Annotated in this window: 22 protein-coding genes; 14 read left to right on the plus strand and 8 right to left on the minus strand. The window is 68.9% G+C overall.

The annotated features are described in order from the left end of the window. The first annotated feature begins 3 nt into the window (after window positions 1–3). From CDO52_RS08610 to CDO52_RS08635, 7 genes are all read left to right on the plus strand, one after another. Window positions 4–990: an LLM class flavin-dependent oxidoreductase gene (locus CDO52_RS08610; RefSeq protein ID WP_017617395.1), complete on the plus strand. Its 987-nt coding sequence runs from the start codon at window positions 4–6 to the stop codon at window positions 988–990. Further along, window positions 987–1592 (plus strand): flavoprotein, encoded by a 606-nt coding sequence (locus CDO52_RS08615; RefSeq protein ID WP_017617396.1) that lies wholly within the window; start codon window positions 987–989, stop codon window positions 1590–1592. Before CDO52_RS08610 ends, CDO52_RS08615 begins: the two co-directional genes overlap by 4 nt. Then, entirely contained in the window at window positions 1589–2515 is a 927-nt protein-coding gene (locus CDO52_RS08620) for a hypothetical protein (RefSeq protein ID WP_017617397.1), read from the plus strand. The genes CDO52_RS08615 and CDO52_RS08620 overlap by 4 nt, the downstream gene beginning before the upstream one ends. 65 nt (window positions 2516–2580) lie before the next feature. Then, complete coding sequence (locus tag CDO52_RS08625; protein ID WP_017617398.1) at window positions 2581–3399, plus strand: class I SAM-dependent methyltransferase; 819 nt, start codon at window positions 2581–2583, stop codon at window positions 3397–3399. Window positions 3400–3485: 86 nt separating this feature from the next. After that, entirely contained in the window at window positions 3486–3614 is a 129-nt protein-coding gene (locus CDO52_RS29075) for a PadR family transcriptional regulator (RefSeq protein WP_083919732.1), read from the plus strand. Between the two features lie 164 nt (window positions 3615–3778). After that, entirely contained in the window at window positions 3779–3946 is a 168-nt protein-coding gene (locus CDO52_RS27335; RefSeq protein WP_017617399.1) for a hypothetical protein, read from the plus strand. Window positions 3947–3999: 53 nt separating this feature from the next. Next, window positions 4000–4371, plus strand: coding sequence for a hypothetical protein (locus CDO52_RS08635; protein WP_152471518.1), 372 nt, complete (start codon window positions 4000–4002; stop codon window positions 4369–4371). 108 nt (window positions 4372–4479) lie between these two features. Here the strand turns inward: CDO52_RS08635 and CDO52_RS08640 are convergent, their stop codons facing one another. Then, window positions 4480–5604, minus strand: coding sequence for an MFS transporter (locus CDO52_RS08640; RefSeq protein WP_017617401.1), 1125 nt, complete (start codon window positions 5602–5604; stop codon window positions 4480–4482). Between the two features lie 228 nt (window positions 5605–5832). Between CDO52_RS08640 and CDO52_RS08645 the strand changes: the two genes are divergently transcribed. Next, complete coding sequence (locus CDO52_RS08645; RefSeq protein WP_017617402.1) at window positions 5833–6723, plus strand: LysR family transcriptional regulator; 891 nt, start codon at window positions 5833–5835, stop codon at window positions 6721–6723. A 932-nt stretch (window positions 6724–7655) separates the two neighbouring features. Here the strand turns inward: CDO52_RS08645 and CDO52_RS08650 are convergent. Then, window positions 7656–7874 carry a cold-shock protein gene (locus CDO52_RS08650; RefSeq protein WP_026125538.1) on the minus strand — a complete coding sequence of 73 codons (219 nt, stop codon included), beginning with the start codon at window positions 7872–7874 and terminating at the stop codon, window positions 7656–7658. 179 nt (window positions 7875–8053) lie between these two features. After that, window positions 8054–8491, minus strand: coding sequence for a hypothetical protein (locus CDO52_RS08655; protein ID WP_017617404.1), 438 nt, complete (start codon window positions 8489–8491; stop codon window positions 8054–8056). 272 nt (window positions 8492–8763) lie between these two features. On the opposite strand from CDO52_RS08655, the gene CDO52_RS08660 reads away from it, so the two are divergent. The 3 genes from CDO52_RS08660 (at window position 8764) to CDO52_RS08670 (ending at window position 12770) form a co-directional block, all read left to right on the plus strand. Further along, window positions 8764–9996 carry an MFS transporter gene (locus CDO52_RS08660; protein ID WP_198345838.1) on the plus strand — a complete coding sequence of 411 codons (1233 nt, stop codon included), beginning with the start codon at window positions 8764–8766 and terminating at the stop codon, window positions 9994–9996. 97 nt (window positions 9997–10093) lie between these two features. After that, window positions 10094–11470, plus strand: a complete 1377-nt coding sequence (locus CDO52_RS08665) for a four-carbon acid sugar kinase family protein (RefSeq protein ID WP_017617406.1) — start codon at window positions 10094–10096, stop codon at window positions 11468–11470. Between the two features lie 163 nt (window positions 11471–11633). Continuing rightward, window positions 11634–12770, plus strand: a complete 1137-nt coding sequence (locus CDO52_RS08670) for an adenosine deaminase (RefSeq protein WP_017617407.1) — start codon at window positions 11634–11636, stop codon at window positions 12768–12770. A 100-nt stretch (window positions 12771–12870) separates the two neighbouring features. Here CDO52_RS08670 and CDO52_RS08675 read toward each other — a convergent pair whose 3' ends face one another. The 4 genes from CDO52_RS08675 to CDO52_RS08690 all read right to left on the minus strand — a co-directional run bounded on the left by CDO52_RS08675 (window position 12871) and on the right by CDO52_RS08690 (window position 16697). Further along, window positions 12871–13215 (minus strand): DUF4873 domain-containing protein, encoded by a 345-nt coding sequence (locus tag CDO52_RS08675; protein ID WP_026125541.1) that lies wholly within the window; start codon window positions 13213–13215, stop codon window positions 12871–12873. Then, entirely contained in the window at window positions 13212–14714 is a 1503-nt protein-coding gene (locus CDO52_RS08680; RefSeq protein WP_017617409.1) for a flavin-containing monooxygenase, read from the minus strand. Before CDO52_RS08680 ends, CDO52_RS08675 begins: the two co-directional genes overlap by 4 nt. Before the next feature lie 131 nt (window positions 14715–14845). Then, window positions 14846–15793 carry an AurF N-oxygenase family protein gene (locus tag CDO52_RS08685; protein ID WP_017617410.1) on the minus strand — a complete coding sequence of 316 codons (948 nt, stop codon included), beginning with the start codon at window positions 15791–15793 and terminating at the stop codon, window positions 14846–14848. Between the two features lie 28 nt (window positions 15794–15821). Continuing rightward, window positions 15822–16697 carry an SDR family NAD(P)-dependent oxidoreductase gene (locus tag CDO52_RS08690; protein ID WP_017617411.1) on the minus strand — a complete coding sequence of 292 codons (876 nt, stop codon included), beginning with the start codon at window positions 16695–16697 and terminating at the stop codon, window positions 15822–15824. 168 nt (window positions 16698–16865) lie between these two features. Here CDO52_RS08690 and CDO52_RS08695 point away from each other — a divergent pair, with 168 nt between their 5' ends. Beyond that, complete coding sequence (locus CDO52_RS08695; protein WP_017617412.1) at window positions 16866–17669, plus strand: MerR family transcriptional regulator; 804 nt, start codon at window positions 16866–16868, stop codon at window positions 17667–17669. Window positions 17670–17698: 29 nt separating this feature from the next. Here the strand turns inward: CDO52_RS08695 and CDO52_RS08700 are convergent, their stop codons facing one another. After that, on the minus strand, window positions 17699–19522 hold the full coding sequence (locus CDO52_RS08700) for a GMC oxidoreductase (protein WP_094932300.1): 1824 nt from the start codon (window positions 19520–19522) through the stop codon (window positions 17699–17701). Between the two features lie 245 nt (window positions 19523–19767). Between CDO52_RS08700 and CDO52_RS08705 the strand changes: the two genes are divergently transcribed. Both CDO52_RS08705 and CDO52_RS08710 read left to right on the plus strand, forming a co-directional pair. After that, window positions 19768–20394, plus strand: coding sequence for a DUF6230 family protein (locus tag CDO52_RS08705; RefSeq protein WP_017617414.1), 627 nt, complete (start codon window positions 19768–19770; stop codon window positions 20392–20394). Window positions 20395–20398: 4 nt separating this feature from the next. Continuing rightward, window positions 20399–21802, plus strand: a complete 1404-nt coding sequence (locus CDO52_RS08710; protein WP_017617415.1) for a DUF6114 domain-containing protein — start codon at window positions 20399–20401, stop codon at window positions 21800–21802. The last annotated feature ends 13 nt before the right edge of the window (window positions 21803–21815 follow it).

Below are 21815 nucleotides of genomic sequence, written 5' to 3' on the forward strand. Positions count from 1 at the left end.
ACCATGGAATCGCTGTCGAACTATAGGCGGGTCTCGCTCTTCTATCCCTACATGGCCGAGGAGCCGACGACCTTCCACCGTTTCGCCGAGACGGTACGGGACACGCCGCTGCACCGGTTGTGGACCGGCCAGTCCCTCAAAGTTGACTCAGGCCATCTCATCGCGGCCTCGGTCGGCATGGGGACGAAGGTCCCAATCGGCCTTGGAGTGAGCCTCCTACCCTTGCGGCACCCCTACGAGACGGCCCTGCACGCCCGATCACTGGCTCTTTTGACCGGACACGCGCCGGTGATCGGGCTCGGGACGGCGACGCCCGAGTTCGTCGCCGGGCTTCATGGAGCCCCCTATTCCTCGCCGCTCGCGGTCGCCTCCGAATATGTCAGGATCGTGCGCGCGCTTCTCCGCGGTGAGGCCCTCGCAGAGGAAGGCACACACTTTCACATGCACGGCCGCCTCCTTCCCGCCGAATCGCCGGGCGCAGAAATCGGCCTCGGGGTGCTGCGTCCGGGAATGGCCGGCGTCGCCGGCCGCTGGGCGGATGCGGCCGTCACATTTCTGTCGCCTCCGCGCTATCTCCGCGAGGCCATCGTCCCCCGGATCAGGGAAGCGAGCCGAGAAAGGGATCGGCCGCCGAGGCTGGTCACCATCGCTCACTTCGTTGTGGAGAGGGCAGGCAGGGACTGTCCCCGGGCGATCGCCCCGACGATCACCACCCACATCAAACAGGCGCACTACGGACACGTGCTGGAGAAGGCGGGGATCTCCATCGACCCCCACGACCCGTTGGCCGCAGCAGAGCGATTGATCGGCTCGGGGGTCGTCATGTCGGGGACACCCGAACGGATCGTATCGGCGATCCGTCGGCTCCATGCGTCGGGGGTCGACGAGGTCGTGCTCAACCCGGCCGGAGTCGTCCATACCGAGGGCATCGTGGCCGGTCTGGCGGATGTCAATGAGGTCGTCCGCGCCTTCGAGGGGGCGGAAGGATGACCAGTCCGGCGTCCCGGCTGTCCCTCCGCAGACTCCTCATCGTCGGAAGCGGATCGATCGCTATCGCGATGTCTCCCTTCTGGCTGAACTGGATGCGTATGACGCATCCGGATGTCGAGTTGAGGATCATCGTGACGCGCGGCGCGGAACGCTTCGTGCGTCGTGATGTGCTGGCGGCTCTGACCCGACGCGAGGTTCCCGCCGACGCCTGGCCGGACGAGCCTTCGCCGCGTCCTCTCCACGTCGAGCTGGCGTCCTGGCCCGACGCGGTCGTCGTCCATCCTGCGAGCCTGAACTACACGGCGCGGCTGGCGCTCGGCATGGGGGACAGTCCCTCGCTCCTGGCCTTGCAGTGTACGGAGGCTCCCATCGGGGTGGCGCTGTCGCCGCCGCCCGGGGCCTTGAAGGGACACGTGATGGCTCGGCACGTGGCGGAGCTCCGGAGCCGACCCAATGTTCATGTGGCCATGCCCGAGCAACCTCCGGAACTAGCCGAACGCGATGGTGACTGGGGTGGAGTGGCGCCGCTTCCCAAGATCCTTGCGGCGTTGGACGCGATGTACTGTGCGCAGCTTGATGAGGGAAGGACGAGTGACGCATGAGTGAGGTCATCGTGTCCGACTATGGGACACGGCTCACCCGGACCCGGATCGTGCGGACCGACTACCGGCACTTCGCGTGGTTGGTTCGTAACGGCGCCGATCACCCGAGCGGTAGCGGGGTCAACTCCCTGGCCGGTGTGGAGAATCTGGGGCTGCAGGGGGAGTGCCCGACACGTCTCGTCGTCCCTCGCGAGGACGGTGGGTGGCTGCGATACGAGGCCCCGGGGCAAACCCCCGCGTTCTACCTGGTCTTCTCCGATGACGCAGAGGCGCGGAGGACACTGCACGCGGCTGTCAGCGGTGTCGGCCAGGCCCTGCGGGCACTGCACGATTCCCCCGTCAACGTCCCGGTCCGCGCCTCCCCGCCGGGGATCGCCCGACTGGAGGATTGGCTGCGGAATAAGGGGACAGCGGTCGGCGACTCCTCCCGGCTGTTCACGGAGGCGGTGCGGATCCTGGGTGAGAAGCGCCTATCGGTGGCCCAGGGGTGGATCGGGGAACTGCTGGCCAATGGCGATGGTTCGGTACTCCTCCACGGGGCACCGAGCCTGGGCTGCCTCGTTCCCTCTCCCGTGCGCCACAAGCACCACGTCCTGCTCACCGGTGAGGAGCTGAGCCAGGGGGCTCCCGAACTGGATCTGGGGTGGATACTCGGGGAATTCGCCGAGCTGCGCATGCTTGAGGCCCATGGGCGGATGTGCCTTCCCACGGCGATCGTGGCGGAGACCGCCCGACAGCTCAAGGTGGGCTACGCACGACCGATCGATCGGCGATTGACGGGAATGGCGGCGACCCTGCGCGTACTCCTCCATGCCCACGACGCCGCTTGCTACCACGTGTGGGACGAGTCGCTGCTCGACTATCTGGTGTTTGTCGCCGAACTTGTCGATGGCGAGGGCGACGGCGCCCAATTCCCTGACTGAGCCCCGTCCAAGGCTGAGCCCTGTCCGAGAAACGTATTGTGCCCTACCGATGAAGTGGAGGAGCCATGGGAGAGTTCTTCGGAATCTCCAAAGCCATCTACGACCTGAAGATACCGAACACCGTTGTCACCCCGATCTACGAGGGCTTCCACGGGTATGTCTACGGAGGCCTCGTCGAGCACAGCGAAGCCGACATCGGTGTGATCAAAACATGGGTCGGCGGTCGTGCGAGGCGAGTCCTCGACCTGTGTTGTGGGACCGGGCGTTTCGCGCGTCGTCTGGCGGCCGATGGGCATGACGTGGTCGGCGTGGACGCTTCACCCGACATGGTGGCCGGTGCGGGTGAGCGCTGGAGATCCTCGGCGCCCGAGGTGCCGGGCAAGGCGGTGTTCAAGGAGGACGACGCCACCGACATGGACCTCGGTGAGTCGTTCGACGCCGTCGTCATCGGCGGGCTCTCGATCAGCACTTTCGCGACCGAGGAGAGGAACTCCCTCTTGCGGGTGGCCCGTCGGCACGTTGGGGCTGGTGGCTCGTTGGTCTTCGACTACATGCCCTTCCCCGACAGCGAGGACGCCGACGAGTCGTACCACGTCTTTCCGTTCCCCGGGGAGAGCGATCGCGCCTTCATGGTCTTGGCGGTCCTTCAGGATCCGCAACGGGGTGTCCAGGTAACCAACATGTACTCGGAACTCATCGATGGAGAGGGCGGAACCAGGAGGATCCTCTCGTCGGAGTCCGTCTCCTACCTGTCCGACGAGGCGATCCGGGAGGAACTCGCGGTTGCCGGGTTCAAGGTGGTCGAAGGGAAGGACACGACGCCGGAGCCGCCCTCTGGAAAGCGGTTGCCGCGCGTCACGATGCTGCGCTGCGAGGCCGTCTGATCGCCGGATTCTGCGGCGTCGCCCCGGCTGTCGGTCCCTGCCGAGGGCGAGGGTGACCCGGCCTTACCGGTCTCGCTGTCCGGAGGCTGTCAGATTACCGGGTCAGGCTCGGTGCCGGGACCCTCTACGGTGCGCTCGATCGTCTGGACACCGAGGGGCTGGTGGAGGTGGCCGGTGAGGAGGTGGTGCGTGGCCGCAACCGGCGCTACTACTGACTGACCGAGGACGGTCGCCGGGTCCTGTCCGCGGAGACCGATCGCTTGGCCAAGCTGACTGACGTCGCTCGCCAGCTGCTTGGCCCTAGCGCTGGGCCACGTCCGGCGACGGGAACCGCATAGGCCACACAGTGGCCACAGGCTCGATGCATCGGAACCATGGAATGGGAGACCTACTGCACATGGACCGCTATGAGTCGGAACTGCGCCGGGCGCTGCGGTGGTACCCGCGGCACTACCGCGAGCGCCACGGAGACGAGATCGTGGCGACCGCTCTGGACAGCGCGAACCAGACGAGACGGTGCCGAGGCGAGCCGAGCTCTGGGGCCTGATGAAGGCTGGGCTACTCACCCGACTCCGCGAATTCCCGCCGCTGTGGCACTGGGTGGCCTACCGCTTCTTCGGCAAGCGGGTGCCGTTTCGCCACCGCATGTGGGCGCGCGACGACCTCACGGGGCATCGGTACCACGCGAGGAACATGGCATGGAGGGTGTTAGCCCCAGTTATCCCATTCATGGTGATCATGGTTCCGTTCACGGTATGGGGCACCATGACCTCTGGTGTCGATCCATGGGGCTACGAATACACGCTGGGCTTCGCGCCAAAGATCGTGGAAACGCTCGTCCAGAGTTTCCTGATTATGGCGATCACCTGGTGGCCCGTGACGCTCAATAACTTCGGCGAAGGGAGGCGTGTCGAGCTGTTGGCCAGGCACGATTTCCACCCCGACGGCCGCCCCGTGCATTGGGAGAAATAGCAGGAGACTGTCACGATCCCAAGGTTTGAGCGTTCGTGACGGGCGATAATGAGATAAGGGCGGCCAGCAATATCGCGGCCGCCCCCTCATGGGCTCAAACGGGCAGCATTACTCTGCTGCCGGAGCAGGGGCGCGCCCGGCCAGCGTCGCGGCCAGTGCTACGACAGCGAGTGCGCCGCCTAACCACATGGCCGAGACACCGCCGAATCCGTCCATCGCTATCCCGCCGACGAAGGCGCCCAAGGCGATGCTCCCATTGAAGACACCGACGAAGAGGGCGGTGACTGCCTCGCTGTCGTCAGGCGCTGACTTCATCATCCACGTCTGGGCGCTCACCGACACACCGCCGTAGGACAGGCCCCACACGATCATCAGGAACCCGGCGCCGAGTGCTGCTCCGCCCAGCTCCGGAAGAAGCAGCACCGCTGCACCCAGCCCCAGGCTGAGAACCACGAGTGTGGCGCGCGGAGCATGGACCGCGCGTGGCCCTGCTGCGAAGTTGCCCATGATTCCCGCGATGCCGTAGATGAGCAACATCGTGCCGATCAGACCTGCGCCGATGCCGGTGACCTCCTCCAGGACCGGCCGGATGTAGGTGTAGGCGGCGAAGTGGCCGCTGACGAGTAGCGCCGCGATGATGAGCCCGGTGGTCACTCTCGGGTTGGCGAGTACTCCCTTTACACCGCTCAGGCGTGTCGCCCTCTCGGTGGTGAGCCTCGGGAGGGGAACGGCGAGCGCGACCGCCACGAGTAGGGCCAGACCCGCGATCGCGACGAACGCGGCGCGCCACCCGACCAAGGCACCGATGTAGGCGCCCGTCGGTACGCCGAGGACCGATGCCACCGCGATACCGCTGAAGATCATGGACGTGGCCGAGCCGACCGACCTCGCCGGGACGAGGCGGGGCGCGAGTCCGGCAGCGAGTGCCCAGACGCCTGCCATGCCGACGCCGATGAGGACGCGCGCCACGACCATGACGGCGAAGTTCGGCGCCCATGCGGCGAGCAGGTTCGCGGCGGCCAGCAACATCATCAGCGCGACCAACACGACGCGTCGGTCGGACCGCCCGATGGCGAGAGGGACGAATGGCGCTGACACGGCCGCGACCAGGCCCGTGATGGTCAGCGTCAGGCCGGCGGTGCCCTCGCTGACGCTGAGCGCGTCACCGATCGGTGTCAGCAGGCCCACCGGCATCATTTCGGAGGTGACGACCGTGAAGGTCGCGATGGCCACGGCGATGACGGCAGGCCATCCCCGGGAGGGATGGAGGGGCTCTGTGGGCGCGGATCGACGCACAGACGAATTGGACATGCGGATCATCAAAACGGCGAGAGCCGATCGGAACAACAGCCGATTCGTCATGCTTCAATGAATCTGGCTTATCTATGCAGGCCGCCTCAGCGGGTGCGGGGCCCACGGCGCCCGGGGCAGGCATCACGGTCCCGGGGGAGGGGCAGTCACATGCGGGGGTTGGAGGTCCGGGAGCTGGAGTGCTTTCTCGTTCTCAGCGAGGAGCTGCACTTCGGCCGGACCGGTGAACGCCTCTACATCTCGCAGAGCCGGGTCAGCCAGCTGCTGCGCAAGCTCGAGGGGCGTATCGGCACCCGTCTCGTCGAGCGCACCAGCCGCCGCGTCCGCCTGACCGAGTTCGGTGAGGAGTTCGCCGCTTCGCTTCGACCCGCCTACGACGCCCTTGCCGCCACCGTCGAACAGGCGCGCACCCGAGCACGCGACGGGCGGTCGCGGATGCGCATCGGGTTCCAAGGGACCATCTACGCGCAGGTCACCAGGGCCATCACCGCATTCCACGACCACTATCCCGATCGCCGGATCGACCTGGTGGAGATCCCGCTCTCGGATCCCTTCGGTGCCATGCGGAGCGGCGACGTCGACGCCGCCGTGGTCATGCTTCCGGTCGATGAACCGGACCTGACATTGGGCATGGCGTTCTCCGAACAGCATCAGTACCTCGCTATGTCCGTGCACCACCCATTCGCGCGCCACACCCGCCTGACAGCAGAGGACCTCGCCCGAACCTCCCTCATCCCCCTCGCCGAGCCCGCTCCCGGGTACTGGAGGCGGGTCTATTACCCCGACACCACACCGTGCGGCCGTCCCATCCCGCAGGAGGACGGTGTGCACACGCTGCAGGAGGGACTGACACGGATCGCGGCCGGACGGGGAACGATGCTGCTGTGTGGCGCCACCGCGGAGTACAACCTCCGGCCCGACATCACATTCGCCCCGGTCGCCGGGCTTCCGACCTCGGCGCTTGGCCTGATCTGGCCAACCGATCGTGAAACCCCTCATCTCAGGGCATTCGCGACCGCGATTTCGGACTATTGGCGGTAATGTCCGCGCTGCACATGGCTGGATGTCAGAACAGGTGAGCTGCGAGCGAAGAGGTCGGGGTCAACCTGGCCTCTGGTTACTTGTTACAAGTGACACTTTGGGGGATTTGGGTACTTAATAATCCTCTCATTCTTGAACCCCCGGTTGTGGATTATTCCGTTGGCCACCCTCGCGGGGATATGGGGGTGTCCTGGTTTGTCCTGCACCTATCTGGGGTCCCGCACTCCAAGTCCGTTGCCGGGCTGGCGGCTGGGGCTCTGGTGGGGGGCGCTTTGCTGTCCGTCTATTTTATTATCGCCCCCTCGTTGGAAACGCAGCTATGGCAAATTCCAACAATGAGTCTGGCGGGTGCAGTTGCATGTTCGGTTGCAGTATATAGATCCCGAAACCATCGCAAGCGGATCGGGGGCGGCGGATAGTTGTCCGCGTCAGTGGAGTCGATTTAGACGAGGAGGATGCTCGCGAGGATTCAGGAATGCTGCGGATGCCTACTCCGGAAAATCGCGAAGCCCTGATCAAGTCCCTGGCTGAGCCCTGTGTTGAAGAGGGCTTTTCGTAATAGCGTTCCATGAAGAAATGCGAAGAGAACGGCTTCCCTTTCGGCGTCGAGGATGGCACGAGTCGTGATCACGTGGAGCCTGTTGCGGTAGTCCGGCGGAGTATCGCCTCATCGCCTTCTACCTGGAGCTCCACGTCTATGTCTGGGGAACAGTGACTCCTACTGGTCCGTCTCTTCTGCGTTGTTTGCTGCTTTTCTGGTGACCAATGGTCGCTGGAATGGCCTCAGTGATCGTGGGACTGGGGCAGCGGCATCGAGCAGTTGTGACACCTGCCCCCGTGCGTCGTCGTCTCGCCCATCGGCTGCGACCACTTTGCTGGCGCGACTTGGCGGCGCTTGGGCGCGACGTGTTCGGTTTGGGGTGCGGTGTGGGTCACTGCCCCCTCTGCTCTTCGAGGACTCTCACCCGTTGGGCGTGCGGGCCCCTGTCAGCCTCGACGAGTTCGAATTCGACCTGCTGGCCGGGTTCGAGAAGCCCGGAGCAGGGGAATTTGATGCCGCTGTCGTGGACGAACACCTCATCGCCTCCGTTGTCGGGAGCGATGAACCCGTATCGCGCCTCCGTGTCGAACCACTTCACTTTGCCTTTCACGGCTGAGCCTCCCTGTTGGCCGGTCCTGACTGCCGTAGGGGGGAACTCGAACGCTACTTTCCCGTGCGGCTGCAGAGTGGAGCGACACGCGAACAGCGATGTTCTGGGGGATCGTTCTCCCACGTTTGTGGACGTCTCCGGCGCGTGAGGCCGCCGTCCGGCAGTGAGCCGTTCAGCGTTCACATCGTGAGCCAGGACGCGAAGCGCATGGCGGTGTGCTCGCCTGGGCGCTGCCTGATGAGGCCTTCTTTGGCGGCCGCCCGGAGTCTGACGACGGAGTTCGCGGCTCGGCCCTCGGTCACCAGGGCCGTCACGACGACGGGGTTCTTGTACTTGGGACCCCCGTCGGTGAGGATGCGGACCATCCGCTGGCCCTCGTCGCGATCGGTATGGGTCGACTCGGCGTGGGGTGGCTCGATTCGTTGGCCCGCTTGTTCGAGGACACTGGCGACGTGCTTGACAGCACCCTCGAACGGCAACGGGATGACCAGATCGATCTCGTGCGCGTCGGTCTTCAGCCTGCTGGCGATGAACTCGTTCAAGCGGGCGCTACCGCCATTCGCGGCGGCTACCGCGCCATGCGCCTGGACCAGGATCTCGTCTTCGGTCTGAAGCATGTTCGCCCCTCCCCGCCTCCGCCCCGATCGCGTCTGCGGCCGAGCGATGAGGCGTGGACACCTGAGGGGCGGCAGGCTGGCCTTCACTTCGCTTTGTAGGTCTGTGATGCGGTGGGGAGCGGTTCTGAACTGCTGAGTTCGTGGCCGAGTTCGGTCAGGTTCCGCGCGGGCAGTGGGTTGTGGGCGGCCGACACGGCGCGGGAGGGGGCCCTTGTGCTGTTCGGGGGACCCGGGTGGGGCGTATGAAACATCCGACGTCTAACGTCGTACGAGTGAGCGACACCCTTACCGGGCACGGCCCCCACAACCGGGTTGGACATCGCGTCGGCACCCCCGGCTACCGGCGCGTGATGATCGCGATGACCGCCGCCGGGATCGCCACGTTCGCGCAGCTCTATGCCGTGCAGGCGGTGCTGCCCGGGCTCGCCGACAGCTTTGACGCCTCCGCCGCCGGCGTCGCGCTCAGCGTCTCGTTCGCCACCGCGGGGCTGGCCGGGTTCGTGCTGGTCTGGAGTGGCATCGCCGACCGCTTCGGGCGCGTGCGGGTCATGACCGTCGCCCTCACCGTCTCGACCATCCTGGGGCTGGCCGCGCCGTTCGCGCCCGACCTGTGGGTGCTGTTGCTGCTCCGGGCGCTCCAAGGAGCCGCCCTGGGCGGGGTTCCGGCCGTGGCCATGGCGTACCTCGCCGAGGAGATCGATCCGGCCCACCTCGGGCGCGTAGCCGGGATCTACATCGCGGGCAACAGCGTCGGAGGGATGAGCGGGCGGCTCGTGGCCGGAGCCGTCGCCGACATCGGTGGGTGGCGCTGGGGCGTGGGTGCCGATTCCGTGCTCGCGCTTGTCGCCCTCATCGTCTATCTGGTCGCCGTCCCCCGAGCGAACGGGTTCACGCCGCGGGTGCGCAGCTCAGCCGGGCCCGGCCTGCTCAGGCGCATCCTCACCGGCGTGGCCGATCCCGGCCTCGTCGCGCTCTACTGCCAGGCGCTCTTCCTCATGGGTGCCTTCGTGACCGTCTACAACTACCTGGGCTTCCGGCTGACCGGGCCCCCTTTCCACCTGTCCCAGACGCTGGTCGCCTTTCTCTTTGTGGCCTACCTGGCCGGAACCTTCAGCTCGGCCGTCGTCGGCCGGGTGACCGAGCGCGTGGGGCGGCATCCCGTGCTGCTGGCGTGCGTCGGGGCGATGGTGATCGGCGTGTGTGTGCTGCTCCTGCCGTCGCTGGTGGCGATCGTCGTCGGGCTGCTGCTCCTGACGTTCTCCTTCTTCGCGGCCCACGCTACGGCCGCCGCCTGGGTCGGCCACCGTGCTTCCGCCGCCAACCGCGCCCAGGCCGCCGCCCTCTACACGCTCGCCTTCTACGTCGGCTCCAGCCTCTTCGGCTGGCTCGGCGGCCTCTTCTACGACCACTTCGGCTGGCGCGCCGTCATCCTCTACGTCGTCTCCCTGTGCGCAGCCGCGGCGCTGTCCGGACTGGGGCTGCGTGTACGCAGCGTCCGCGCCTGATCACGATCTAACTCATGACCTGGGCCCGCATGGGCGGTTCCCTTTATGTTGGGGTTGACCGACCCATGAAACATGATTGACATCTAGGAGCCCCGCCGTGGTCCAGGTCCTCGTCGTGGCAGACGATCTCACCGGCGCGACCGCCACCGGTGCACGTTTCGCGCGCACCGGGATGCGAGTGGCCACCGTGACTCCCGAGCACGTGAGCGCGGTCGCCGACGAGTACGACGTCGTCGTCGCCAACCTCGACAGCCGCCACCTGCCCCCCGAGCAGGCGTCCGACCTCGTCACCGACGTCATCGAGGCGGTCTGGCCCGTCGGCCTGATCGTCAAGCGCACCGACACCACGCTGCGCGGCAACGTCGGCGCCGAAGTCGAGGCCGCATGGCGCTCGGTGCGCGAGAGAGTCCCCCCGGAAACGCCGGTCCGGGCGCTGATGGTGCCCGCGTTCCCCGCATCCGGCCGCATCACCGTCGACGGCGTCCAGCTCCTCAACGGTGTCCCGATCGACCACACCGAGCTGGCCACCGACCCGTTCAGCCCGATGACCACCGCCGACGTCACCGCCATCCTCGGCTGGCAGACCGACCTCCCCGTCCGCCACGTCCCCATCCGCCAGGTCACCCGGACCCTGCTCACCGCCGACCTGATGACCGGCGAGGAGCCCATCGTCCTGTGCGACGCGCTGGAGGACCGCCACCTGGAGGACATCGCCGAGGCCGCCGCCGAGGCCCACCGCCGCGACGGCACAGTCTGGGTCGCCGTGGACCCGGGGCCGACCAGCACCCTGCTCGCCTACGCGCTGCGCCTGCGCGGCCAGGCGGGTTCCCCCGGCCCGCTGCTGGCCGTCTCCGGAAGCAGCACCGGCCTCACCTCCCGCCAGCTCGACACTGTGGCCCGCATCGGTCCGGCCCGGTTCGTCGACTTCGAACCGGCCCGCCTCGCCGACCCCAAGGACGACCACTTCGACGACGTGGCACGCACCCTCACCGACCACCTCACCTCGGCGATCTTCCCCGAAGTCGTCATCCTGCGCGGCACCGCCCCGCAGGAGCGCGAGGGTGTCCCCCCGGCCCCCGCGGCCCCCGTGGAGGCCCGGCGCCACCTGCCCCAGCGCCTGGCCGAACTCGTCGCCGACGTGATCCACGACGTCGCCGCCGACGCCGGGGCGCATGCGCTTCCCAGCGGCCTCTACCTCGTCGGCGCCGACGTGACCTCCAGCCTCCTCGACGAGCTCGGCGTCCACGCGCTCGCGGTCGGCGGGGAGGTCGTCCCGCTGACGGTCCACGGCACGCTGAGCGGCGGCCCGCTCGACGGCGCCCCCATCGTGACCAAGGGAGGCTTGGTGGGCGACGACACCACCGCCGTGGAGTGCCTGCGCAAGCTGCGCCGCGCCGCCCAGGCGCGCCTGCAGCAGGTGCGTTCGGAGGTCTCCGAGCATGTGATGCCGACGGGGACTCCGTCCCGGCTGTGAGTTCGGCTACGGGGGTGTGAGGTACCGCCGACGTGGAAGCGCTGGCCGTGCCGGGTACGAAGATCTCGGGGGAGAGTGGGGTCACAGCGTCTCGGTGTGCCGAGAACGGCCCACATCGTCTAGACTCTCGGAAATTTATCCACGTTCCTTGATGAGGAGGACGATGACTCGACTCGGTACCGACACCATCCGGCGCCTGCCCAAGGTGCTGCTGCACGACCACCTCGACGGCGGGGTGCGCCCGGCCACGCTGCTCGATCTCGCCGCACAGGCCGGCTACCAGGGCCTTCCCGAGACCGATCCCGAGCGGCTGCGCGCCTGGTTCACCGCCCCGACCTCGGGCGACGTTGTCCGCACCCAGGAGGGCCATCTGGCCCGGTTCACCCCCGTCCTGGACCTCCTCCAGACCGCCCCGGCCCTGAGCCGTGTAGCCACCGAGTGCGTCCAGGACCTCGCCGAGGACGGCGTCGTCTACGCCGAGGTGAAGGTCGCCCCGGAGCAGCACACGCGCGAGGGCCTGACCCGCGAGCAGGTCGTCGACGCGGTCCTGGAGGGCGTGCGGGTCGGCACCGCCAAGGCGCGCCTGTTCGGCCGCCGCATCGACGTGCGGCTGCTCCTCACCGCGATGCGCCAGGCCGCCGACTCCCTCGAGATCGCCGACCTCGCGGTCCGCTACCGGCACGACGGCGTGGTCGGCTTCGACATCGCCGGCCCCGAGGCCGGATACCCGCCCACGCGGCACATCTCCGCCTGCGAGTACATCAAGCGGGAGAACTTCAACCTCACCCTCCACGCGGGCGAGGGCTTCGGCCTCTCCTCCATCTGGGAGGCGATCCAGTGGTGCGGCGCCGACCGGCTCGGCCAGGCCGTCCGGATCGGCGACGACATCGCCGTGGCCGACGACGGCTCCGCCAAGCTCGGCCAGCTCGCCGCCTATGTGCGCGACAAGCGGATTCCGCTGGAACTCTGCCCCACGTCGAGCGTCAGCACCGGCGCGGTCCGCGACATCTCCGAGCACCCGGTGGACGTGCTGCGGCGGCTGCGCTTCCGCGTCACCGTCAACACCGACAACCGGCTGCTCGACGGCACATCGATGACCGGGGAGTTCACCCGGCTCGTCGAGGCCTTCGACTACGGCCTGGACACCCTGCGCTGGTTCACGGTGAACGCGATGAAGTCGGCGTTCATCGGGCACGACGAGCGCTTGGAGCTGATCGACGGGGTCATCAAGCCCGGCTACGCGGGACTGAGCACCGAGCACGTCGGCGCCGCGTTCTTCCGCATGGAGGACTCCTGGTGAGCACCCCCTCCGCTGCCGGCCGGGCCGCGGGGGAAGGGTCGCACCGGGCGGCCGGCGGTCCCCTTTTGCCTATTAACGATCCGACCGCCCGGTGCGAGTCTCAGGTGTCCCCGTCGTCCGGATCCACTTCGGGGACGGCGAACGGGGGTGTGCCGGTCCCGGTGACCGTGTGGCCGCCCCAGACGTTGGGCTCGCCCAGGCTGCCCCGCCCCTCGCGGCCGTCGGCCGCGCGCACGACGACCTCGGTGCGTCCCTGCTCGAACGCGCTGGTGACCGCCGGGTCGGGGGACAGCCGCCCCACCCACCGGTAGGCACCGGTCAGCGGGTCGAAGTGCCCGGCGAGATGCGCGTCCAGGGCGACCGTGGCGGGTTCGCCTCCCTCGCTGAGGATGAGGAGGGTGACCGCTCCCCGGTACTCCTCTTCCTCGTCGCCCATGCCGCTCATCGGCGCACCGCCGCCTGTTTGCGCAGGTGGTAGTTGTGCGCGTCGAAGCGGCGGGTCTGGAGCGCGAACTCCCAGGAGAAGCCGGGCCACAGGGTCGTGTTGCGGCCCGCGGAGTTCAGGTACCAGCTGTCGCAGCCACCGGTGACCCACACCGTCGTGCGCATCTTGCGGTCCACCCGCGCGCAGTAGGCGGCCTGCGCGTCGGCGCGCGGGTCGATCCGGTCGATCCGGTTGCGGCAGGCGTAGCGCAGCGCGGCCATCGCGTAGTTGATCTGCGACTCGATCAGGAAGACCTGGGAGGTGTGTCCCGGTCCGGTGTTCGGGCCGGCCAGGATGAACAGGTTCGGGAACCCGGCGACGGTGGTGCCGCGCAGCGCCTGGGCGTCCTCGCCGTTCCCACCCCAGTGCCGCGCCAGCGAGACGCCGTTCCCGTCGTACACGCGCTTGGCGACGGGGATGTCGGTGACGTGGAAGCCGGTGCCGAAGATGATCGTGTCGACCTCGCGCTCGGTGCCGTCGCGGGTGACGATCGACCGCGGCCGGACCTCGGCGATGCCGTCGGTGACGACCGAGACGTTGGGCTGGGTCAGTGCGGGGTAGTAGTCGTTGGAGATCAGGATGCGCTTGCAGCCGGGCAGGTAGGTGGGCGTCAGCTTGGTCCGCAGCTCAGCATCCTTGACCTGGCGCTTCATGTGCGCGGTGGCCAGCTTGGCGACGAGCTTCATCAGCCGCGGGTTCTTCACGAACCCGAACACGTAGTTCTCGCGCGCCCAGTAGATGCTCTTGCGCGCGATCTGCTGCGTGACGGGCAGGCGGTGGAACAGCCAGTGCTCGGCGCGGGTGATGTCCCGGTCGGTCCGCGGGACGATCCACGGCGGGGTGCGCTGGAACAGGTGCAGGGCGCCGACCCTGGGCTGGATCTGCGGCACGAACTGGATGGCTGAGGCGCCCGTGCCGATCACGGCGACGCGGCGCCCGGTCAGGTCGTGGTCGTGGTTCCAGGTGGCGGAGTGGAAGACCGTGCCCTCGAACGCGTCCAGCCCGGGGATGTCCGGCGTGGCCGGGTCGGCCAGCGCTCCGGACCCGCTCACCAGGAACTGCGCGGTGATCGTCCCACCGGTGCTCTCCACGCGCCAGCGGTTGGCCTCCGGCTCCCAGTGGGCCGCCGTCACCTCGTGGTTGAACCGGACGTGCCGGACCACGTCCTCGTCCTTGGCCACCCGCCGCAGGTAGTCCCAGATCTCCGGCTGCGGGGAGAAGCTGCGGCTCCACTCGGGGTTGGGCGCGAACGAGAACGAGTAGAGGTGGGACGGAACGTCGCAGGTGGCGCCCGGGTAGGTGTTGTCGCGCCAGGTGCCGCCGATGTCGTCGGCGCGTTCCAGCAGCACCAGGTCGTTCAGCCCGGCCCGCTTGAGCCGGACCGCCATGCCGATGCCCGCGAACCCGGTGCCGATGATGGCGACCCGGTAGTGCGGGGGCGTCGTCTCCTGTTCGGTCACGTCGGCGGTTCCTCTCAGAGGTGGGAGCAGGGAGGGAGGAGGCGGGTGGAGCCCCGGACCGTGCGGGCTCCGGGGTGGAGGGGGAAACCGGCCCGGACCCCCGGCGCATGGGTCTCCGGGCCGGCGGTCTGTCAGGCCCGCGCACTCGTGGCGGCGGTCGCGCTGTTCCCCGGGCGGCCCAGCAGCCCGGCCTTGCGCCAGAAGTACCGGCCGGGCCCGGAGATGGCTCCGGCGCCGCCGAGGGTCGCCACGACCTTGCGCGCGGCCCAGGTCTTGGTGTCGATCCAGTGTGGGTTGCGGCGGGCGGCCCGGCGCGCCTCGCGCGGGTTCAGGCCGACCGCGGCGTAGACCTTGGGGTTGATCAGGCGGGTCGTGGAGTAGTAGACGACCAGTCCGAGCACGATCCTGCTGTAGAGCTTGGACACGGGGTTGCGCCCCTGCCACATGCGGGCGAACTCCTCGCGGGCGTAGCGCATGTGCCGGGCCTCCTCCACGACGTGGATCCGGGAGACGGCGCGCACGAGCGGCTCCAGGCTTTCGTCGACCATGGACTCACGCTGCAGCTGGTCCAGGATCTCCTCGACGAACAGCGCCCCGCCGAAGGTCAGCGGCCCGTTGGAGATCGTCTTGAAGACCCGGCCGAGGAACTGCGTCACGCTGTCGAGCCGGTAGTACGGCGCGCCGAGCCGACCTACCATCTTGGCGAACATGACCGAGTGGCGGCATTCGTCGGCGATCTCGGTGTAGGCGTACTGCACGTGGTTGGAGGTGGGGTCGCGGTCGTAGGCGTGCCGGACCAGCATCTGCATCAGGATGGTCTCGAACCAGATGCCGATGCTGGCGATGCTGGCGACCTCGTGGCGGCTGAGCTCCTTGCGCTGCTCCTCGGTGAGCCGCTCCCACAGCTCGGTGCCGTAGAGGGACAGCCGCTCCGGGCGGATCGCGTAGACGTCCTCGTCGATGGGGGCGTCCCAGTCGATCTCCACCAGCGGGTCGAAGGACGCTTTCGCCGAGGAGCGCAGCAGGCGCTTGGCGATGTCTTCTCGGTCGGTGATTGGGGTTTCGTCCTGGACGGTCATGGCGGTACTCCCGTGGGGCGTCGGGCGGTCAGGTGGTCGCGGGGGCGGCCGCGACAGTGGCGCCGTGGCGTTCGTGCAGGCCACGGGCGATCTCCGCGTCGCCGAAGTGGCCGGAGTGCGCGAGATCGGCGATCTGGGCGGCGGCGAGTCGGTCGGTGACGCCCGGCCAGCGCCGGGTGAAGCGCAGGACGGCGGTGCCGAAGTCGGTGGAGGCGAGGTCGCGGCGCGGGCGGGCGACGGCGGCGGCGCGGACAGCGGTCATCACGGTGTCGCGCACGCGTTCGGCGGGGACCAGGCCGTCCAGGCAGACGCCCGCGGCCCGCGAGCTGTCGTGGATGGGGGTGTCGACGTAGCCGGGGTAGACGGTGGTGACGCCGACGTGCGTGCCGTACTCGGCGCGCAGGGTGTCGGCGTAGGCGGTCAGGGCCCGCTTGGAGACGGTGTAGGCCCCGGCGAACGGCAGCGGGAGCCCGGCGAGGAGGGAGGCGGTGAGGATGACCCGGCCGCGCTGGCGCAGCAGCGCGGGCATCGCGGCGGCGGTGACCCGCCAGGCGCCGAGCAGGTTGACCTCCAGGGCCTCGTGCACGTGGCTGTCGGGGGCGGCCCCGATGTCCACGGCGGGTCCGACGCCCGCGTAGTGGATGAGCCGGTCGAGTCGCCCGCCGAGCCGCTCGATCGCCTCCGGGATGACCGCGCGCACCTGGTCGTCGTCGGTGATGTCGCAGGCGAGAACGGTGTCACCAACAGTGTCGGTCTTGCGGTCGATGCCGACGACCCGGGCGCCGAGGTGCCGCAGCACCTGGACGGTCGCGCCGCCGAAGGCGCCGGACGCCCCGGTGACGATCGCGGTGCGTCCGTCGAGGGTGCGCAGCGTCTTCAGACTCCGCGATGTCGCGTCGGGCATATGTGACCTCCTCTACGCGGCGTATCTGGCTGAACGTTACAATGACCATTGTCACGATGCAATAGGTCAAGTTCACGAACGTGCGGGGAGGTTTCGGTCGGGTGGCGGTTCGGATCGCCCCGCTTGAGGGGCGAGCGCGCGCGGCCCGCGGTCCATAGGGTGGAGCCCATGGCCGAATACCGCATCGATGAGCTCGCCCGGCTCGCCGAGACCACCGTGCGCAACGTCCGCGTGTACCAGGACCGCGGGTTGCTCTCCCCGCCGCGCAAGGAGGGGCGCGTGGGCATCTACACCGAGGCGCACCTGGCCCGACTGCGGCTGATCGGCCAGCTCCTGAAACGCGGCTACACCTTCGCCAACATCAGTGAGCTCGTCTCGGTGTGGGAGCGCGGCGGCGACCTCAACGACATCCTCGGCTTCGAGTCGGCCGTCGGCGACCCGTGGTCGGACGAGATCCCCACCTACATCACCATCGCCGAGCTCAGTGACCTGTTCAACGGCGAGATCACCCCGCCCAACATCGCCCGCGCCCTCCGCCTCGGCCTACTGGAACGCGAGGGCATCCGGTTCCGCGTGCCCAGCCCGCGCCTGCTCAACGCGGGCGCCGAACTCGTCGCGGCGGGCATGCGGGTGTCCACGGTGCTCGATATCGCCGAACGGCTGTGGGGACGCGTCGATGTGGCGGCGGGCGAGCTGGTGCACACCGTGGCCGAGCACATTCTCGCCCAGCACGCTCCCGAGGGCATCCTCGCCGGAAGCGACGTCGCCGAGGCCGCCGAGCTGGTCCGCCGACTGCGCCCGCTCGCGCAGGCCGCCGTGGACGCGATGCTCGCCAAGTCCATGGCCTGTCACCTGAACGACGCGATGGGCGAGCACTTCGCCGATGTCCTGGAGCACCTGGGAGCCGAACGGCTGGCCGAGGCCGGGGAGGGCGCGGAAGGCGTGGAGACGGAGCAGCGTCCGGCCTCCTAGGACGGTCGGCCGCCGCTCCGTGCGGCCGTCTAGTCGGTGCTGTCGGCGGCCGAGTCCACCACCTCCAGGGGCAGGCTGCGGCCGAAGCGCAGCTCGGCGAAGGCGCCCGCCGGCACGGCCGGGTCGGCGGGGTGGACGGGGTCCACGCGGCGGTAGGGCGCGCCCGGCGCCGGGCGGGGGTCGGTCTCTCCCTTGTTCGGCCAGAACGACATCGCCCGCTCGGCCTGCGCGGTGATGGTCAGGGAGGGGTTGACCCCGAGGTTGGCGGTGACCGCGGACCCGTCGACCACGTGCACACCGGGGTGTCCGAACAGCCGGTGGTAGGGGTCCACCACACCCTCGTCGGCGGTCGCGCCGATCGGGCAGCCGCCCAGGAAGTGCGCAGTCAAAGGGATGTTGAACACCTCGCCCAACGAGCTGCCGGGGAACCCGTCGATGCGTTCGGCGAGCCGGTTCATCACGTCCTGGCCCTCCGGGATCCAGGTCGGGTTCGGCTCGCCGTGGCCCTGCCGTGAGGTCAGCACCCGGCGGCCGAGCAGTCCGCGCTTGGTGTAGGTGGTCAGCGAGTTGTCCAGGGACTGCATGATCAGCCCGATGATGCTGCGCTCGGAGAACCGGCGCACCGACAGGCTGCGGGCGAAGACGTAGGGGTGCCGCGCCGCCTGGAGGAGGAACTTCATCCAGCGGGTGGCGCGCCCGCCGCCGGGGACCTGGATGGTGGCGAGCATCCCCATGGCGTTGGAGCCCTTGCCGTAGCGCACCGGCTCCACGTGGGTGCGCCCGTCGGGGTGGATGGAGGACGTGATGGCCACGCCGCGGCTGAAGTCCTCGGGCGGGTCGAGGCTGCGGGTCATCGCCCCGTTGATGGCCTCGGAGTTGGTGCGGGTCAGCGTGCCGAGCCGGTCGGAGATCCGGGGGAGCATCCGCTGGTCGCGCATGGCGTGCAGGAGGCGCTGCGTGCCATAGGTTCCGGCGGCGACGACGACCTGGCGCGCGGTGAGCGTGCGCGCGTTCTGTCGCGTGCGCGGCGCCCCCGTCACCAGGGTGTCGACCGCATAGCCTCCGCCGCGCTCGGCCGGGCGCTCGCGCAGTCGCTCGACCGTCGTCATCGCGTGGATGACGGCGCCCTTGCGCTCGGCGAAGTACAGGTAGTTCTCGGTGAGCATGTTCTTGGCGCCGTGTCGGCAGCCGGTCATGCACTCGCCGCACTCGATGCACGCCCGCCGCTTGGGCCCCGCCCCGCCGAAGTAGGGGTCGGCGACGACGCTGCCCGGCTCGGCCGCCGCCTCGGCGGAGCCGTCGCGCCCGTCGCCGAAGTGCACCCCCACGGGCGCGAGCTGGAAGGTGTGCCCCACCCCCATGTCCTCGGCGACCTGCTTCAGGTGGACGTCGTGCGGGGTCATGGTCGGGTTGGTGCGCACCCCCAGCATGCGTTTCGCCTGGTCGTAGTAGGGAGCGAGCTCGGAGCGCCAGTCGGTGATGTCCCGCCACTGCGGGTCGGCGAAGAAGTCGTCGAGCGGTTCGTAGAGCGTGTTGGCGTAGTTGAGCGAGCCGCCGCCCACCCCGGCGCCGGCCAGGATCATCACGTCGCGCAGCAGGTGGATGCGCTGGATGCCGAACATGCCCAGCGCGGGGGCCCACAGGAAGTTCTTCAGGTCCCAGGAGTTCTTCGGCAGGGTCTCGGTGGTGTAGCGCCGCCCGGCCTCCAGGACCGCGACGCGGTAGCCCTTCTCGCTGAGGCGCAGCGCGCTGACCGACCCGCCGAATCCGGAACCGATGACAAGGACGTCGTAGTCGAACCCGGCTTCTGTTTCGGACGTGTGGGTCTGTGATCGGTTCCTCGCGGTGGGCACGTGCGGACACCTCTCAGCGCGTCGGATTAGGTGCGGGTTACGGGGGGTAATCGCAGATTGCGACGAATCTGTTACAGGCGGATAAAAAGTGGCACTTGGAAGTGTGACATTCGCTATTGTAATGTTCGTCACCTACTTCCGAGTAGGTGTGGTCCATATAACCCCCGGGGCATCACGCGGCGCAACACCCCCATCCCCCCGGCACCGCCGACCACCTGCGGTGCGGGACAAAGGAGGAGAGCCTCATGTCCGACGACTCCACCCCCGAGTCCACTCCCCAAGCCACCGAAGGCGGCACCCGCTGGCGCAGGTTCGGGCTTGCGCTCATCCCCGGCCTGGCGGCGGCCGGAATCCTCGGCGGGATGACGACCCAGGGAATGCTCGCCGCCTCCTTCGCCGTCTCCGGCGACAGCTTCAAACTCTCCGCCGACTCCCTGAGGGGCCAGGGCTTCGCCCAGTACGGCGACGTCGCCACCTCGGTGGACGAAACGTCGCGGCCCGTGGGCCTGTCCCTGATCAACAGCGCCGAACTGGACAACCTGTGCATGTCCTCGCTGGTCGATCTGCCGATCGGTGAGGCGACCCTGCTCATCACCGCCGGCGAGGACAAGCCCGTCGAAGCCTCCTCGATGGTGGTCGACGTCGAACAGCTCGACGGCAACGCGACCTTCGAGACCATCGAGATCGGGCGCGACGCCAGCACACTCGACAAGGTCTCCGGCCCCAAGGGCCCGGCCGGGGCGTTCGGCCTGCAGTCCGACGGCGCCGTGATCGACGACCTCGAGCTCACCGCCTGGTCGGTCAATGCCGGAACGCTGAAGCTCGCCGGGCTCAACCTCGGCGTGCAGCCCGGCAACCACGAGTGCTTCTAGTCCCATGGCCGACACCGAGCGCGGGCCGGGAACGTGGGCGCGGGTGCGGGCACTGGCCTGGAGGCCGACCCGCGAGCGCAGGCCCCTGCGGATGAGCCGAAGCGGGTTTCGCGACTGGCGTTGCTCCCGCCCGTTCTGGGGCGGGGCGCTGGTGCTCGCCGCAGGCGTGGAGCTCCTCGTCGCCCCCGCCGCGCAGTCCCTGATCCTCCCGCTTGACCTGGTCATCTACGCCGGAATCGCGGGTATCGCCGGGTACCTGATCGGGCTGGTGCTCATCAGCCTCGGCGTGCTGGTCTGGGTGCAGCCCCAGCACCGCGTCTTCTTCGGCGTCACCGCCACCCTCCTCTCCCTGGCCTCCTTCCTGGCCTCCAACTTCGGCGGGTTCGTCATCGGCATGCTGCTCGGCATCGTCGGCGGGGCGATGCTGATCGCCTGGGACCCCGCGTGCGGACGCCGCGCCCGGCACGCGGCACCGGCCGACGACCGGCGCGACGGGAAAGCCGACGAGGTGCGGGCAGGTGACGACGACGGGACGCGCGGCGGGGACCTGCGCGCCATGGCGGCCCTGCCCATCGCCCTCGCGCTGGCCCTCCCCGGAGCCGCGCCCCCTCCGAAGTCCTGGCCCTGGGACTGGTTCCTGCCCGGCGGCGGCCAGGAGGAGGCGCCCTCCCCGCGCCCCACACCCGCGCCGTCCTCGCCGTCCCCCTCCCCCGCACCTTCCCTGGGGGAGGGGGACTCCCCACCGACCGGCGACGATGGCCCGGGCGAACAGGGACCGGGGGCGGACGACGGTGACGACGGCACCAACGAGGACGCCGACCCGGACAAGGGCGACGGCGACGCGCGGAACCAGGACGCCGAATGCCGGATCGAGCAGGGAGACGCGTCGATCGCCCAGAGCGAGGACGAGTTCCTGGAGGCCGTGGGCGCCTGCGAGGCCGCCCGCGAGCGCGGAGAGTCCCCGGACGTCCAGGTTCGGCAGGGCGACGACCGCTTTACCGCCGCCGTCGCCGAGTCGGGGCTCTCCGCTGAGCGCTTCACCATGAGCGGGGCACGGTTCGACGGCGTCGTCGAGTACCCCACCACCAACGGCCCCGAGCGCTACCTGAAGATCTCCATGAGCCGGGGCCAGCTGCGCGACGGCGAGCTGTGGGCACTCTTCGGCGAGGACGCCCGCAAGACACTCACGCTGCCCTCCATGGAGCTGTCGGGCGATGTCGTGCTGCACGTGACCCGGCTGGAGGCGCGCATCCTCGGCATCAAGGTCGTCTTCACTCCCGACTTCCCGCCCCCGCTCCTGCTGCCTTACATGGTCGTCACCGACCTCAAGGTCGACCGCCCACTGGCCCAGGCCGGGACCATCACCATCGACGGGCTCCGCAACCACTTCGGCCCGAACACGGGCTGAGCGCCCGCGGGGC

Origin of the sequence: Nocardiopsis gilva YIM 90087 (assembly GCF_002263495.1) — a bacterium.
Taxonomy (GTDB): Bacteria; Actinomycetota; Actinomycetes; order Streptosporangiales; family Streptosporangiaceae; genus Nocardiopsis_C; species Nocardiopsis_C gilva.

Excerpts from the sequence above, each read along its gene's own strand:
- CDO52_RS27335 (WP_017617399.1), top strand. The coding sequence starts at position 3,779 with ATGGGAGACCTACTGCACATGGACCGCTATGAGTCGGAACTGCGCCGG.
- CDO52_RS08670 (WP_017617407.1), top strand. The coding sequence starts at position 11,634 with ATGACTCGACTCGGTACCGACACCATCCGGCGCCTGCCCAAGGTGCTG.
- CDO52_RS08615 (WP_017617396.1), top strand. The coding sequence starts at position 987 with ATGACCAGTCCGGCGTCCCGGCTGTCCCTCCGCAGACTCCTCATCGTC.
- CDO52_RS08690 (WP_017617411.1), bottom strand. The coding sequence starts at position 16,697 with ATGCCCGACGCGACATCGCGGAGTCTGAAGACGCTGCGCACCCTCGAC.
- CDO52_RS08610 (WP_017617395.1), top strand. The coding sequence starts at position 4 with ATGGAATCGCTGTCGAACTATAGGCGGGTCTCGCTCTTCTATCCCTAC.
- CDO52_RS08675 (WP_026125541.1), bottom strand. The coding sequence starts at position 13,215 with ATGAGCGGCATGGGCGACGAGGAAGAGGAGTACCGGGGAGCGGTCACC.
- CDO52_RS08655 (WP_017617404.1), bottom strand. The coding sequence starts at position 8,491 with ATGCTTCAGACCGAAGACGAGATCCTGGTCCAGGCGCATGGCGCGGTA.
- CDO52_RS08645 (WP_017617402.1), top strand. The coding sequence starts at position 5,833 with ATGCGGGGGTTGGAGGTCCGGGAGCTGGAGTGCTTTCTCGTTCTCAGC.
- CDO52_RS08625 (WP_017617398.1), top strand. The coding sequence starts at position 2,581 with ATGGGAGAGTTCTTCGGAATCTCCAAAGCCATCTACGACCTGAAGATA.
- CDO52_RS08685 (WP_017617410.1), bottom strand. The coding sequence starts at position 15,793 with ATGACCGTCCAGGACGAAACCCCAATCACCGACCGAGAAGACATCGCC.
- CDO52_RS08620 (WP_017617397.1), top strand. The coding sequence starts at position 1,589 with ATGAGTGAGGTCATCGTGTCCGACTATGGGACACGGCTCACCCGGACC.
- CDO52_RS08705 (WP_017617414.1), top strand. The coding sequence starts at position 19,768 with ATGTCCGACGACTCCACCCCCGAGTCCACTCCCCAAGCCACCGAAGGC.
- CDO52_RS08710 (WP_017617415.1), top strand. The coding sequence starts at position 20,399 with ATGGCCGACACCGAGCGCGGGCCGGGAACGTGGGCGCGGGTGCGGGCA.
- CDO52_RS08695 (WP_017617412.1), top strand. The coding sequence starts at position 16,866 with ATGGCCGAATACCGCATCGATGAGCTCGCCCGGCTCGCCGAGACCACC.